This window comes from Kosakonia oryziphila, from assembly GCF_900094795.1.
Lineage (GTDB): Bacteria > Pseudomonadota > Gammaproteobacteria > Enterobacterales > Enterobacteriaceae > Kosakonia > Kosakonia oryziphila.
Genome location: NZ_FMBC01000055.1, coordinates 1 through 14,808, shown reverse-complemented (window position 1 = coordinate 14,808; position 14,808 = coordinate 1). Strand labels below are relative to the sequence as shown.

Genomic DNA, 14,808 nt, shown 5'->3' with positions numbered 1-14,808 from the left:
TTTTTATTCTCTGATTAGCGCAGCGCTTAATGCCAAATTATCAGCGCAATCAGGCTGATGATCACCAGACCACACAACGAGCTGGTTAAAATAAACTGACGGCGAACACGCTCACAGCGGCGGATAAATTCGTCATCATGGTGATCGCGGTAGCGCTGGGCATAGATATACCAAACCAGACGCATCTGCTTACTGGGCTGGCCATGCGTGGTAAAAAAGCCGCCGCCATCCACGTACTGATAGAGTAAGGGATCACAACCACGAAGTACCACTAACAGCGCGCGTAGTGATGAGTAATAACGCGCCATGTTAACCAAACACACCATACATAAAGCCCAAAACAGCGCAACAGTGTTGATCACCATATCCCCTCCCCAGCGATCGCCCACAGAGAAATACTCCGGAACGCTCGCGCCTGGATACTCAACCAAGTCTGACAACGAATAGTATTACCAATTGCCGGACGGGATGACAAACACAGGCGGAGTCCCGCAATTGACCACATTTCCTTACGGGGATAACTGGGGGACGCCGTCTGTTTCCGTACGGTTTATTTATAGTGTAGGAGATCCATTTATTTTTTTTCCACAAGCTTAACCACTATCAATGCATCTGGCTGTAAATATTGCTTAAGTGATTCGTGATCCAGGTTAATTGACGGTGTGAAAAGAGCGTTATAAGGTAGAAATATCTGCTGAAAAAGATCCTGAAGGCCGGTCACTACGCTCACGTGAAACGCAGGATGCGGGCGCAGTGTAACTATATCAGGGGCAAACACCCCGATGGTCATCGACAACTTATGGAAGGAGTACCACTATGGCTTACAAACATATCCTCATCGCAGTCGATCTATCCCCCGAAAGCAAATTGCTGGTTGAGAAAGCAGTATCAATGGCGCGGCCATACAACGCGAAGATTTCCCTGATTCATGTCGATGTAAACTACTCCGATCTTTACACCGGTCTTATCGACGTCAATCTCGGCGATATGCAAAAACGCATTTCCGATGAAACTCACCAGGCGCTGACCGAGCTGTCCACTGGCGCGGGTTATCCGATCACCGAAACCCTGAGCGGTAGCGGCGACCTGGGCCAGGTACTGGTTGATGCGATTAAAAAATACGATATGGATCTGGTAGTGTGCGGCCATCACCAGGATTTCTGGAGCAAACTGATGTCCTCCGCGCGCCAGCTTATCAACACGGTTCACGTTGATATGCTGATTGTCCCACTGCGGGATGAAGAAGAAGATTAATATTGCCGCTAACGATTAGCCGTTAGCCTGAACATAGCCCGGTACGCGCAACGCGGCCGGGCTTTTTTACTCCCCGGCGCCGGGGTAGATATCGAAACGATGGCTTTTGGTCACCACCGCTGACTGTGTAGCAACACCAGCCAGTGGCGGCGCATAATCCGGGCGCTTCACCACCACGCGCTTGATGGCAAGCTTGCGCGCAGGCTCCAGCAAGCCATCGGCGTCAAGATCCGGGCCAACCAGCGACTGGAACACCCGCATCTCCTTTTTGACCAGCGCACTTTTTTGCTTATGCGGAAACATCGGATCGAGATAAACCACCTGCGGGCGCGGCGTGATATCCGCAAGGCTTGTCAGACTGGAAGCATGAATCAATTGCAACCGTTCGCGCAGCCACGGGCCGATTTCAGCATCGGCATAACCACGATTAAGACCATCCTCCAGCAGCGCAGCGACAACCGGGTTACGCTCCAGCATCCGTACGCGGCAACCCACCGACGCCAGCACAAACGCATCGCGACCCAGCCCTGCCGTGGCATCCACTACATCCGGTAAATAGCTGCCTTTGATGCCAACCGCTTTAGCAACAGCCTCACCGCGACCACCGCCAAACTTACGCCGGTGCGCCATACCGCCTGTAACAAAATCAACAAAAATGCCGCCCAGTTTCGGCTCATCGCGTTTACGCAGTTCCAGATGTGTCGGCGTTAACACCAGCGCCATCAGGTTGTCGTCATCCGGCTCCAGCCCGAAGCGGGCCGCAAGAACAGATAAGGCGCCGTCTCCGGCGCCTGTTTCATCCAGCAAACAGATTTTCACTGCATCAGCCTTCGATACCATAATGTTCAAGCATGGCGTCAATCTGCGGCTCGCGACCACGGAAGCGTTTAAACAGCTCCATCGGCTCTTCCGAACCGCCACGGGTCAGGATGTTATCGAGGAACGACTGCCCGGTTTCACGGTTGAAAATGCCCTCTTCTTCAAAGCGGGAGAAGGCATCTGCCGCCAGCACATCGGCCCACAGATAGCTGTAGTAACCCGCCGCATATCCGCCCGCGAAGATATGGCTGAAGGCATGCGGGAAGCGGCCCCACGACGGCCCTGGCACCACGGCGACCTGGCGTTTGATTTCAGCCAACGTTTCGAGGATTTTCGCCCCCTGTTCCGGGCTGAATTCGGCGTGCAGGCGGAAGTCGAACAGGCCGAACTCCAACTGACGCAGGATAAACATCGCCGCCTGGTAGTTTTTCGCCGCCAGCATTTTGTCCAGTAGTTCCTGCGGCAGCGGCTCGCCGGTTTCATAATGACCAGAAATAAACGCCAGCGCTTCCGGCTTCCAGCACCAGTTTTCCATAAACTGGCTCGGCAGCTCGACCGCATCCCACGGCACACCGCTGATGCCTGCCACACCGGAGGTTTCAACGCGCGTCAGCATATGGTGCAGACCGTGGCCAAACTCATGGAACAGGGTGATTACTTCATCATGAGTAAACAGCGCCGGCTTGCCGTTGACCGGGCGGTTAAAGTTACAGGTAAGGTACGCGACGGGTTTTTGCAGCGAACCGTCGGCGCGACGCATCTGGCCAACGCAGTCATCCATCCACGCGCCGCCACGTTTATGTTCGCGAGCATACAGATCGAGGTAGAAGCTGCCGCGCAGCTCGTTGCTCTCATCGTAAAGTTCGAAGAAACGCACGTCCGGATGCCAGACATCAATATCCTTGCGCTCTTTGGCGGTGATGCCGTAAATGCGTTTCACCACTTCAAACAAGCCGTTCACCGCGCGGTTTTCCGGGAAGTACGGACGCAGTTGCTCATCGCTGATGCTATAGAGGTGCTGCTTCTGTTTTTCGCTGTAGTAACCGATATCCCACGGTTGTAGCTCATCAACACCAAATTCGGCTTTAGCGAAAGCGCGCAGTTGTGCCAGTTCTTTTTCGCCCTGCGGACGCGCGCGTTTGGCGAGGTCGGTTAAAAATTCCAGCACCTGCGCCGGGTTTTCCGCCATTTTGGTGGCCAGCGATTTAAAGGCGTAGCTTTCAAAACCGAGCAGTTGCGCCAGTTCGTGACGCAGCGCAAGGATCTCAGCCATGATCGGGCTGTTGTCCCACTTGCCTGCATTCGGCCCCTGATCGGAAGCGCGGGTGCTGTAAGCGCGATACATCTCTTCACGCAGCGCCTGGTTATCGCAGTAGGTCATTACCGGCAGGTAACTCGGGATATCCAGCGTCAGCAACCAGCCTTGTTGCTCTTTGGCTTCCGCCTGCGCTTTTGCCGCCGCCAGGGCACTTTCCGGCATGCCGGAGAGTTCTGCTTCGTCAGTAACCAGCTTGCTCCAGCCCATAGTGGCATCGAGCACATTGTTGCTATAGAGGTTGCCCAGTTCAGAGAGGCGCGAGGCGATTTCGCCATAGCGCTGCTGTTTCTCTTTTGGCAGACCGATACCCGACAGTTTGAAATCGCGCAACGCGTTATCTACCGCTTTTTTCTCCGCTATGCTCAGCGCAGCATAATGTGGGCCGTCATGCAGATCGCAATAAGCGTTGTACAACCCTTCGTTCTGCCCGACCCAGGTGCTGTAGTCCGACAGCAGCGGCAGCGTTTGTTCGTACGCTTCGCGAAGTTCCGGGCTGTTTTTCACTGAATTCAGATGGCTGACCGGTGAGAAGAGACGGCCAAGGCGATCGTCCATTTCAGCCAGCGGCTGGCAAAGATTATCCCAGGTGTAGGGACCGCCCTGCGCAACAACGCACTCCACTGCGCTCCGGCAGTCGTCCAACGCTTTGGTCACCGCAGGAACAACATGCTCAGGAAGAATTTTCGAAAATGGGGGGAGCACAAAAGGCGTCAATAATGGGTTGGTCATAGCGCAGTCCTTGGTATGGAATATTGGTTAAGCATGGGGCCAAGTCCCGCAGATTTCAATCCCGCGCACTACGCATACCAGGGTATCGCTGCAATAAGCAACAACAAAGAAAATGCCCGACGGCATTGCGCTCGCCGGGCATTACACATGCAAATCTCAGCGGGATTTATGCGCCATCTCATAGGCCGCAGACAGGTTCAGGCGCTGCCAGAAGCGCTGTTCATCGCTATTGCCAGAGAGCGGGTAACCCGCCGGTAGCGCCGTTTTCACCATCAGCGCACGACGCTGGCTGGCGGAAAGATTCGGCAGCGCCGCTTCCAGCAGCACGTCAGCCCCTTCAGGCACTTTCAGTTTTTCCTCTGCCCCTTTCTGCTGTGGCAAATCGTAAGTCATGGTGAAACTGTAGAAACTACGCATCGCCGGGTCGCGATACGGATCGTCTTTCCCGGCACTCTGCGCACATCGCGCAAGTGACGTGCCACACTCTTTTTCCAGCGCGGCGCGGAGCTGGTCGCGGGCTTCATTAAACAGGGCACGGTATTTCGCATCATTCAGATAATGAGCGACGTTACGCTCAGCTACCATCCGTGAACCGATGACATCCAGCGGATAGTGCACGCCCAGCACCACGCGGGAATAACCGTAGCGTGCGCCACGCGTCAGCAGAGCGTCAAAACGTTCCGGGATCATCTCCGCCATCAGCAACGAATCGGTATAACCGGTATTGGTATGCCCGCTGGGGAACGAGCCGCCATCCGCGGTATAGGTTTTGTTATCCTTCACCACCACGTCGTCCGGCACCAGGTGGATGCTGTTGTTCTGGATCAGGAATGGACGCTTATAGTCGAAATGTTTTTTCGCCGCGCCAGTGCTAACTTCGCTGGCTTTGATTAACGCCGCTGCTTTACCTAACTCGCCTTTGTCATAGGCGGCGAGGAAAGCGTTGCCCAGTTTTGGCCCCAGTGCATCGGCAATAAAATAGAGATAATTGATCCCTTCAGCATCGGCCAGCGCCTGGCGGCGCAAACCTTGCGTGGCATCACGGTTAATCGCTTCAACGGTGTGCAGGTTGGCATCCAGCACCGGTTTTGGCAGAGCGCTAAAGCTGGAGAGCAGCGCAATATCCACCTGTTGATTCACTTTGGTCTGAAAATCATAACCGCGCGCCTTCAGCCAGGCGCTGTCTGCCTGTTTAGCGCTCTGCGCGGAGTGCTCCAGTTGCTCGCGGGTCAGCGATGCAGCACTACCCTGCAATGCCTGGCGCAGCCCGGCCAGTGATTGTGCTTCCAGCGCAACATACGCCTGACTTTCCGAGGCTGGCGTGGTGGTATTCGCGATATCGCGCGCCTGCCCCAGCGGAATATCTTTTGCCATCGCCTGGTGAGTCAATAGCAGCGCGGCAGTTAAAAGAGTGAGACGGATTTTCATTTTTTATCCTTTTATTCAAACAATTACCTTGCCTGAACCCGACGCTAGCGCGGCAGTTTGACACTTTCATGACACCGTTATGTTTTGAAACCTTTTCCGCTGAAATGAAACAAGCCTGCGGTGCAGCGGCAATCTGCGGTAAACTGTGCAGAATCTCGTTTATTTTCCGGAATCTCAGTCCCCATGCTCAGTTATCGCCACAGCTTTCACGCTGGCAACCACGCAGACGTCCTTAAACACACCGTTCAGAGCCTGATCATCGAAGCGCTGAAAGAAAAAGAGAAACCGTTTCTCTATCTCGATACCCATGCGGGTGCCGGACGCTATCTGCTCTCTGGCGAACATGCGGAGCGCACGGGCGAATATCTGGAAGGCATCGCCCGCATCTGGCAGCAGGACGATTTACCGGCTGAGCTGGAGCCGTACATGAATGCCGTGCGCCACTTCAACCGCGGTGAGCAACTGCGCTATTACCCAGGTTCACCGTTGATTGCCCGTCAATTACTGCGCGAGCAGGACAGCCTACAATTAACAGAGCTGCACCCGAGCGATTACCCACTGCTGCGCCAGGAGTTCCAGAAAGACAGCCGCGCCCGCGTTGAACGCGCCGACGGTTATCAGCAGTTGAAGGCTAAACTGCCGCCGGTTTCCCGTCGTGGTCTGATCCTGATCGACCCGCCGTATGAGATTAAAACCGACTACCAGGCAGTAGTGAGCGGTATTCAGGATGGCCATAAACGTTTTGCCACTGGCATATACGCACTCTGGTACCCGGTAGTGCTGCGTCAGCAGATCAAACGCATGTTGCGCGATCTGGAAGAGACCGGGATTCGCAATATTCTGCAAATTGAGCTGGCCGTGCGACCGGACAGCGATCAGCGCGGCATGACGGCTTCCGGCATGATCGTAATTAACCCGCCGTGGAAACTGGAAGCGCAGATGAACAACCTGCTGCCGTGGCTACACAGCAAGCTGGTGCCAGCCGGTACCGGGCACACGCTGATTCACCAAGTCGTCCCGGAGTAATCGCAGCTATCGGTGGAACCTTTCGGGTTGCGCGTTACAATCGCGACAATTTTCGACTTCGTTCAGGATTAAGGAAAAAACCATGAGCAAACATTATGACTACATCGCCATTGGCGGCGGCAGCGGCGGTATTGCATCGATCAACCGTGCAGCCATGTACGGTCAAAAATGCGCGCTGATTGAGGCCAAAGAACTTGGCGGCACCTGTGTGAACGTGGGTTGTGTTCCGAAAAAAGTGATGTGGCACGCCACACAGATCGCCGAAGCCATTCATCTCTATGGCCCGGACTACGGTTTTGACACCACCGTCAACCATTTTGACTGGGGCAAACTGGTTGCCAGCCGCAGCGCTTACATCGACCGTATCCATACCTCTTACGAGAACGTGCTGGGTAAAAATAATGTCGATGTGATCCGTGGTTTTGCCCGCTTTGTTGATGCCAAAACCGTGGAAGTGAACGGTGAAACGATCACCGCCGATCATATCCTGATCGCTACCGGTGGCCGACCGAGCCACCCGGATATTCCGGGCGTGGAATATGGTATTGATTCCGATGGTTTCTTCGCCCTGCCCGCGCTGCCAAAACGCGTTGCCATTGTTGGCGCAGGGTACATTGCCGTTGAGCTGGCGGGCGTGGTGAACGGTCTTGGCGCGGAAACGCACCTGTTCGTGCGTAAACATGCGCCGCTGCGCAACTTCGATCCGCTGATCACCGAAACGCTGGTCGAAGTGATGGCGGCGGAAGGCCCGACACTGCATACCCACGCGGTACCGAAAACGGTGGTGAAAAACACCAACGGCAGCCTGACCATCACGCTGGATGATGGCCGCTCACAAACCGTTGATTGCCTGATCTGGGCGATTGGTCGCGAACCGGCGACCGATAACTTCAACCTTGCTGCCACTGGCGTGAAAACCAATGACAAAGGCTATATTGTTGTCGATAAGTTCCAGAACACCAGCGTGCCGGGGATTTATGCAGTGGGCGATAACACCGGTGCGGTAGAGCTGACCCCGGTTGCCGTTGCCGCTGGCCGTCGCCTCTCCGAACGCCTGTTTAACAACAAGCCGGATGAGCATCTCGACTACAACAATATTCCTACTGTTGTGTTCAGCCACCCGCCGATTGGCACCGTAGGTTTAACCGAACCGCAGGCACGCGAGCAGTACGGCGACGATCAGGTGAAAATTTATAAATCGTCGTTCACCGCGATGTATACCGCTGTCACCTCTCACCGTCAGCCGTGCCGCATGAAACTGGTCTGCGTCGGGCCGGAAGAGAAAATCGTCGGTATCCACGGTATCGGCTCCGGTATGGACGAGATGTTGCAGGGTTTTGCGGTTGCGCTGAAGATGGGCGCCACCAAAAAAGACTTCGACAACACCGTCGCCATTCACCCGACAGCGGCAGAAGAGTTTGTTACGATGCGCTAAGCGCCAGCGGTAAACGCGACACGCCAGAGAAGCCCCGGACAGGGCTTCTTTTTTTTCCACTCATGTCGCTTATATTGTTATTTTCTGTCGCGATAGTGTCATTATTTCAGCAACAGAGAAGGTGCTTCAGATGGGCCGGGAAATGTATATCACCTGAGGGGAATACTGGTCGAAAAGCGAAGCGTCACTGATGCGAGAAATCAGCAACTTTTTTAAAAAGTAAGCAGAACTACAAAACGTATCACGCGGGCAGATTCAATAAATGGCTGGCGATTCCCCAGCGTATTACCCGGCAAGATTTCTCATCTATCGCCAGCAGTGAAAAACTGGCATTCGGGTGGTGGTAACGTGCAACATTGCTCAGTGAATTTTCCATCAGTTGCGCAATAGCCGCCTGAATCACATGACCATGCGATACCAGTGCCACCGTTTCCTGCGAGCAAACATCCGGCAACCTGTGCAGAAACGTGAGCAGCCGCTGCGCTGCCTGTGTCAGCGATTCACCCTGTGGCGGACAGAAATGTTCATCGTCTATAAACGGTGGATATACGCGCTGTATTTCGCTCAGACTACGCCCTTCAAGCCCGCCAAAATGCTGCTCCTGTAGCGCATCGTGCAACTGACAATCGCAGGCGAAATGCCCGGCTATCCTCGCCGCAATCTGCTGTGCCCGGCCTGCCGGAGAGGAGATAACAGCATCAGGCGTTATCCCCTCGGCCTGTAACCCGGAAATCAGTGCGTTGCACTCTTCCCACCCACGCGACGTCAACGGGCTGTCGAGCCGCCCCTGGATAATCCCGGCGCGGTTCCACTCAGTTTGCGGATGGCGAATTAATAGCGCTTTCATCTAAACCCGCACCACCTTCAATTCATTGATCAGCCACTGCACCGCAGGCTGATAATCATAAAGCCTGTGGGTCAGCAGCAGTAAATCGTACGATGGCGCGCCGTCGGGCAGCGCCATAATGCGCAGTGGCAGCATTTTTGCCAGCTCCAGGGCAATACGGAACGGAACGCACATCAAATACCCGGTCGCGACAGCCACACGCCCTCCCACAGCATAACTTTGCACTACTGTCGCCAGCGGGCGGTAAAGATGCTGCGACAGTAGCCAGCTATCAATATGATCAGCGCCAGAGCTGACCGCTGGTAAATGGATCTGTGATTCGCTGACCAGATGTTTAAGCGTCAGCGTTTCCGGCAAATCGGTACGCTCCACGGAAGCGATCGCCACAAAATGGTCGGAAATCAGCGGATAGCGATTAAAGTAGTGCGGAATATGCTGCACGGTATCAACGCCGATAAACGCGTCGAGCTGACCTTTCTCTACCCGCTCAACCTTGATGGTTTCCGAAAGAATATCGACCGAAAGCCGCACGTTCGGGGCGATGGTTTTAAAGCGGGCGGTCAGCACCGGCATAAACATAAATTCGAAGTAATCCACCGCGCCAATGTAAAAAGTATGCGCATCGCGAGTGGGATCGAAGTGGCTGGGCCCGCGCGTGGCGGTATCCAGTTTGCTGAGCGCATTCTCAATCACCGGGATCATCATCGCTGCGTACGGCGTCGGTTCCATACCGTTGCGCGTGCGAATAAACATTTCGTCTTTGAGCTGCTCGCGCAGACGGTTCAACGCATGGCTAAACGCAGATTGTGAAAGATTGGCCTTCTGCGCCGCCCGGGTCACGTTCTTTTCTTTCGCCAGGATCGGCACCAGCCGCAGCAAATTCAGATCGACCACCGCTATGCACCTTTTTCATGTTTTCATGATAACAATACATTTTATGCATAACGAAGATCGTTGCTATAGTTTGCAGCAAAATAAGTGCGGATAATTTGCACTGTCCGAACCGAGACCAACGGGAGAGAATTGATGAGAAATGTAACTATTGCCGCGACCCAGATGGCCTGCACCTGGGAACTGGAAAAAAACGTACAGAACGCGGAACGTTTAGTTCGCGAAGCGCACCGCCAGGGTGCACAGGTGATCCTGATTCAGGAGCTTTTTGCTACCCCTTATTTCTGCATCGATCAAAGCCCGGAGCACTATGCGCTGGCGCAGGAAGTCGCAACCAGCCCGCTGATTAAGCATTTCTCAGCGCTGGCGAAAGAACTGGAAGTGGTGCTGCCGCTGAGCCTGTTCGAAAAATGCAATAACGCTTACTACAACTCGCTGGTGATGATCGATGCCGACGGCAGCGTGCTGGACACCTACCGTAAAACCCATATTCCGAACGGCCCGGCTTACCAGGAAAAACAGTTCTTCATCCCAGGCGACACCGGATTCAAAGTCTGGAACACCCGCTACGCCAAAATCGGCGTCGGCATTTGCTGGGATCAGTGGTTCCCGGAAACTGCGCGTTGCCTGGCATTGCAGGGCGCAGAACTGATCTTCTATCCAACCGCTATTGGCTCTGAACCGGCCTACCCGGACATCGACAGCCAGCCACACTGGACCCGCGTTCAGCAAGGCCACGCTGCCGCCAACGTCATTCCGGTGATCGCGTCTAACCGTATCGGTACCGAAGCCAGTAAATACATTGAAGGCCTGGAAATGACCTTCTACGGTTCCTCATTCATCGCCGATCAAACCGGTGAACTGGTGGCGCAGGCCAATAAAACCGACGAAACGGTGCTGGTGCACACCTTCGATCTGGATGCCGTTGCCGCACAGCGCGCCGCCTGGGGTTTGTTCCGTGACCGCCGCCCGAACATGTACGGCGCGATTGCGACCTCTGACGGCAGCGTAAGGAGCTAAGCGATGGCGCAGCTGACCACGCCCGTAAAAGACGGGTTCGCAATGCCGGCAGAGTGGGCACCGCATCAGGCCGTGTGGATGATCTGGCCTTATCGCACTGATAACTGGCGCGCCAATGCCGCACCAGCCCAGCAGGCGTTTGCGGCCGTGGCAAAAGCGATTTCCCGCAATACGCCTGTCATCATGGGCGTTCCCGCAGCCGAAATGGCGAAAGCGCGCAGCACCATGCCAGCAGAGGTTACGCTGATTGAAATGGAGAGCGACGACGCCTGGATGCGCGATACAGGCCCGACCGTAGTGCTGAATCAGGCGGGCGAACAGCGCGGTATTAGCTGGACGTTCAACGCCTGGGGCGGTCTGAACGGTGGGCTTTATGCAAGCTGGGATCGCGATCAGTTAGTGGCAGGTCAGGTAGCGAATTACCACCATATGCCATGCTACAACACGGATTTAGTGCTGGAAGGCGGCTCCATTCATGTTGACGGTGAAGGCACCCTGCTGACCACCGCCGAATGTCTGTTAAACCCGAACCGCAACCCGAATCTGAGCAAAGCGAAGATCGAGCAACAACTGCGCGAATACCTTGGCGTGTCGCAGATCATTTGGTTGCCGGAAGGCGTGTTTAACGATGAGACCGACGGTCACATCGACAACATGTGCTGCTTCGTACGCCCAGGCGAAGTGGCGCTGCACTGGACTGATGATCAGAATGACCCGCAGTATGCCCGCTCCGCTGCGGCGTTGCAGGTGCTGGAAAATACCAAAGATGCGCAGGGTCGTACGTTGAAAGTGTGGAAAGTCCCGTCACCGCCAGCGCTGTACGCCAGTGCGCAAGAGACCAGTGATGTGGAAAAAGGCACGGCGATTGAGCGTCACGAAGGCAATCGTCTGGCGGGTTCCTACGTCAACTATCTGGTCAGCAACCAGCAGATTATCTATCCGCAGTTACACCCCGTCACCGATGGCGCGGCGCAGGCGCTATTTGAGGAGATGTTCCCGGATTTCGTCATCACTGGCGTTCCGGCGCGCGAAATTCTGCTCGGCGGCGGCAATATTCACTGCATTACCCAGCAAATCCCGCGTTGATCCACAGCCCGGCGGTGAATGCCGCCGGGTGTTTTACAGCGTGCGCAACATACGAATGTACTGCCCCCCTTTTTTATAAAACGTCTCGCCCTCAGGGGTAAAACCGAAGCGCGTATAAAACCCTGCCGCCGAGGTTGGGGTTTGAAGCCCAACCGTACGGAAACGTACGTTAAGAACGTAACCCTATGGTTTTAAGTCTATAAACTCGTGAGGTCGTCGGACGGATTTATATTGATTTCATTACCGAATTTATGAACAGTGAGAATGCTGCAAGTCGCATGTTTACTGGCGTCAACGAAAAGAGTAAATAAAACCCCATTTTTTTACTCACCTGTTCTGCTCAAAAATGCACTTAGCGTATGATCTCGTACGGTTGGACTTCAAACCCCTACTATGACCGCGCCGACCGTCCGCGCTGCCGGAAACGAAGCAGGAAGCTGCCCAGGCGATTACGCGAGGTTTACTGGCCTTAGGCCTCGTCCGGGGAGCTGAAAACCCGTCAGGATATCACTGAGGCGCTGGAAAGCGCAGGTTTTGAGGTGGTGCGCACCACAAAAAGCAGTATCAGCATTGCCGACCCGGACGGGGGGCGAAACATCCGACTGAAGGGAGCCATCTATGAACAGTATTTTAACGCTGGCGAAGGACTTAGAGCAGAAATCGAAAGCGCAGCAGCAGACTATCGGCGAGATGCTGAAATCCGCATTCAGCGAGCACGAGAAGTCTGTCAGAGCGGAACTGAGCGAAAGCGAGAAGAGAATCAGCGGCGTGCAGCTCTCAACCTGCGGAGAGCAGAGACGCCGCTGCGTGAGGGTGAACCCGGAAGCGGGACGATTCGGAGAGGATTCGAGCTGGATTATACTGGCGGGGAAATAGCACATGACGGAGCTGGAAAAACAGTAGCTGAGCGCATTAGAGCAGCTACAGCAGGACTACTCGAAAAGGCTGGACGAGTGGGAGAGCGCCTTCGCGGAATGGCGGACGATGTCTGGTCTTATGCAACGGGAGAACGCGGCGCTGAGCGAGCGCGTCACGGGCTTGAGCAGGCAGGTGCAGAGTTTGAGCGAGCAGCTGCGCCGGTTGTCGCAAGGCTGAACGCGATTGAAGCACACTGTCAGCATGAGCGGGCGGCGCAGCACCAGAAAGCGCCGGAGCTTGAGCGAGCACAGCGACAGAGAAGCTATGATGGCCCCAGTCTGGGGTAAAACCTCTGGGAATAGGGTTTTCTGTGGTTAAATTAGGCTACATCGAATCAATATGGAGTGGGATATTCAGGATGAGTAAGCGATCAGACATCATTGATGGGAAGTATGCAGCGACATCTAGAGACGGATTAATTTATACGGAAGTGCTTGGTTGGGTGGATTTAGGTCATTCAAGGGGGGAGGATATTCGCGATCTCCTAAGGTTAATTGCTAAGGGAGAGTCATCAGGGAAGGAGTTTTATGATGTCAGGTATGCGCAGGGGATGACGTCGCCCTTCAGGTTGATTCGGTCAGGAAAGGTGATGACATGGCGGATACGTCGCGGCAGGCCTCACTGGGAACAGAAAAGCATCGCTCTGGCAATGATGATGTCGATGGCTCGAAAGTTTGAGGCATTTCAGGGATCGTTTCCCAATAACTTGGTGACTGACAGTGGCTTTAGTGGTGAGGATCTGGTGTCAGATCTGCTGGGGTTCTACCGAGTGGTTTCGATTCAGAATCCTTTCCCTCAGCTCCGGCCTGTTAGCAAGGAGGAAGCCCTAAAACGCTGGGATCATTACGGAAAAATCGGTAGCTGGAAAAATGAGACGTTCCAGCCGCTGTTGTTTCCTGATCCTGAAAAGAATCCTCATGCAAGGCCACATAAGGGATTACTGCCACCGTTTATGCGGACGGTCGTCCCCTATAATGATTTTCTAGCCGGGAATGTGATTCTGCCACAGCATGACGGGACATTTGTAATACTTGGTGCTAGCAACGGTAGGATGGGATTATGAGGAAAACTATCATTATCCTAACTGGTGTAATTATCATCGTTAGTATTGCACTGGTTGTTGGCTGGCCGTATTTGAGGATGGAGTTTGCCACAAGCGCGCATTATACCGAGCAAGATAAACGTGAGTATGAGTATTACACGCCTGACATACTAAAAAGAATGCCAAGAGTCTCAGATAACTATCGGTTTGATTTCAGTAAAGGTTCTGGCAGAGATGAATTTGTTTTTACAATACATTTTTACGGGGTCAAAGATAGTAGCGTAATTATTAATTACTTAAAGTCTGAAGGGTATGAGCTACAAAAAACGTGTGATGTTGAAGCTGAATGTTGGCGAAGTTATAAGAATAATGACGTTATTTCTATTGCTTACTTTACGTCACCAAAGGAAATTTTTGTCCAGATATATCGAAGTCCCTATACGAAGTCATTAGCTGATTCTAAATGATCTTCTTGAGATCCTTTTCGGAGAGTCGTAATCTCTGGCCCTGTGAACAAAAAAACCACCGCTACCAACGGTGGTTCGTTTGCCGGAATTCAGAGCTACCAACTCTTTATTCCGAAGGTAACTGGCTTTAGTGGAGCACAGATACCAAAACTGTCCTTTCAGTGTAGCCGCACTCAGGCCACCACTTCAAGTCTCAGAATATCTAAATCCACTAATCCTCAGTTACCAATGGCTGCTGCCAGTGGCGCTTTTGCGTGTCTTTCCGGGTTGGACTCGGGGTTTGAAGCCCAACCGTACGGAAACGTACGTTAAGAACGTAACCCTATGGTTTTAAGTCTATAACCTCATGAGGTTGTTGGACGGATTTACATTGATTTCATTACCGGATCTATGAACAGTGAGAATGCTGCACGTCGCATGTTTACTGGCGTCAACGAAAAGAGTAAATAAAATCCCATTTTTTTACTCACCTGTTCTGCTCAAAAATGCACTTAGCGTATGATCTCGTACGGTTGGACTTCAAACCCC

Annotated in this window: 15 protein-coding genes; 9 read left to right on the top strand and 6 right to left on the bottom strand. The window is 53.7% G+C overall.

Going from position 1 to position 14,808, the window contains the following annotated elements:
- Positions 1-26: 26 nt before the first annotated feature.
- Positions 27-362: a universal stress protein UspB gene (gene uspB / locus GA0061070_RS20570; RefSeq protein ID WP_090137972.1), complete on the bottom strand. Its 336-nt coding sequence runs from the start codon at positions 360-362 to the stop codon at positions 27-29.
- Between the two features lie 454 nt (positions 363-816).
- On the opposite strand from uspB, the gene uspA reads away from it, so the two are divergent.
- Positions 817-1,254 (top strand): universal stress protein UspA, encoded by a 438-nt coding sequence (gene uspA / locus GA0061070_RS20560; protein ID WP_090137948.1) that lies wholly within the window; start codon positions 817-819, stop codon positions 1,252-1,254.
- 66 nt (positions 1,255-1,320) lie between these two features.
- On the opposite strand, the gene rsmJ is transcribed toward uspA, so the two are convergent.
- The 3 genes from rsmJ to GA0061070_RS20545 all read right to left on the bottom strand — a co-directional run bounded on the left by rsmJ (position 1,321) and on the right by GA0061070_RS20545 (position 5,548).
- On the bottom strand, positions 1,321-2,073 hold the full coding sequence (gene rsmJ / locus GA0061070_RS20555) for a 16S rRNA (guanine(1516)-N(2))-methyltransferase RsmJ (protein WP_090137970.1): 753 nt from the start codon (positions 2,071-2,073) through the stop codon (positions 1,321-1,323).
- A 4-nt stretch (positions 2,074-2,077) separates the two neighbouring features.
- The gene (gene prlC / locus GA0061070_RS20550; protein ID WP_090137946.1) at positions 2,078-4,120 is read right to left on the bottom strand and encodes an oligopeptidase A; all 2,043 of its coding nucleotides are present in this window, start codon (positions 4,118-4,120) and stop codon (positions 2,078-2,080) included.
- 156 nt (positions 4,121-4,276) lie between these two features.
- Positions 4,277-5,548: an acid phosphatase gene (locus GA0061070_RS20545; RefSeq protein WP_090137944.1), complete on the bottom strand. Its 1,272-nt coding sequence runs from the start codon at positions 5,546-5,548 to the stop codon at positions 4,277-4,279.
- Positions 5,549-5,731: 183 nt separating this feature from the next.
- Between GA0061070_RS20545 and GA0061070_RS20540 the strand changes: the two genes are divergently transcribed.
- A complete protein-coding gene (locus GA0061070_RS20540) occupies positions 5,732-6,574 on the top strand; it encodes a 23S rRNA (adenine(2030)-N(6))-methyltransferase RlmJ (protein WP_090137942.1) in 843 nt (280 codons plus the stop codon).
- An 82-nt stretch (positions 6,575-6,656) separates the two neighbouring features.
- Positions 6,657-8,009 carry a glutathione-disulfide reductase gene (gene gorA / locus GA0061070_RS20535; protein WP_090137940.1) on the top strand — a complete coding sequence of 451 codons (1,353 nt, stop codon included), beginning with the start codon at positions 6,657-6,659 and terminating at the stop codon, positions 8,007-8,009.
- 241 nt (positions 8,010-8,250) lie between these two features.
- Here the strand turns inward: gorA and GA0061070_RS20530 are convergent, their stop codons facing one another.
- Positions 8,251-8,856 carry a histidine phosphatase family protein gene (locus GA0061070_RS20530; RefSeq protein WP_090137939.1) on the bottom strand — a complete coding sequence of 202 codons (606 nt, stop codon included), beginning with the start codon at positions 8,854-8,856 and terminating at the stop codon, positions 8,251-8,253.
- The gene (locus tag GA0061070_RS20525) at positions 8,857-9,750 is read right to left on the bottom strand and encodes a LysR family transcriptional regulator (RefSeq protein ID WP_090137937.1); all 894 of its coding nucleotides are present in this window, start codon (positions 9,748-9,750) and stop codon (positions 8,857-8,859) included.
- A 132-nt stretch (positions 9,751-9,882) separates the two neighbouring features.
- Between GA0061070_RS20525 and aguB the strand changes: the two genes are divergently transcribed.
- The 6 genes from aguB (at position 9,883) to GA0061070_RS20485 (ending at position 14,280) form a co-directional block, all read left to right on the top strand.
- Positions 9,883-10,767 (top strand): N-carbamoylputrescine amidase, encoded by an 885-nt coding sequence (aguB, locus tag GA0061070_RS20520; protein WP_090137935.1) that lies wholly within the window; start codon positions 9,883-9,885, stop codon positions 10,765-10,767.
- A 3-nt stretch (positions 10,768-10,770) separates the two neighbouring features.
- Entirely contained in the window at positions 10,771-11,853 is a 1,083-nt protein-coding gene (gene aguA, locus GA0061070_RS20515) for an agmatine deiminase (protein ID WP_090137934.1), read from the top strand.
- Positions 11,854-12,471: 618 nt separating this feature from the next.
- Positions 12,472-12,729 (top strand): MbeB family mobilization protein, encoded by a 258-nt coding sequence (locus tag GA0061070_RS20500; RefSeq protein ID WP_090137932.1) that lies wholly within the window; start codon positions 12,472-12,474, stop codon positions 12,727-12,729.
- Positions 12,730-12,756: 27 nt separating this feature from the next.
- On the top strand, positions 12,757-12,948 hold the full coding sequence (locus GA0061070_RS20495) for an MbeD family mobilization/exclusion protein (protein ID WP_244153179.1): 192 nt from the start codon (positions 12,757-12,759) through the stop codon (positions 12,946-12,948).
- Positions 12,949-13,129: 181 nt separating this feature from the next.
- Positions 13,130-13,834, top strand: coding sequence for a hypothetical protein (locus tag GA0061070_RS20490; RefSeq protein WP_090137930.1), 705 nt, complete (start codon positions 13,130-13,132; stop codon positions 13,832-13,834).
- Positions 13,831-14,280 carry a hypothetical protein gene (locus GA0061070_RS20485; protein ID WP_090137928.1) on the top strand — a complete coding sequence of 150 codons (450 nt, stop codon included), beginning with the start codon at positions 13,831-13,833 and terminating at the stop codon, positions 14,278-14,280. Before GA0061070_RS20490 ends, GA0061070_RS20485 begins: the two co-directional genes overlap by 4 nt.
- Positions 14,281-14,808 lie beyond the last annotated feature (528 nt).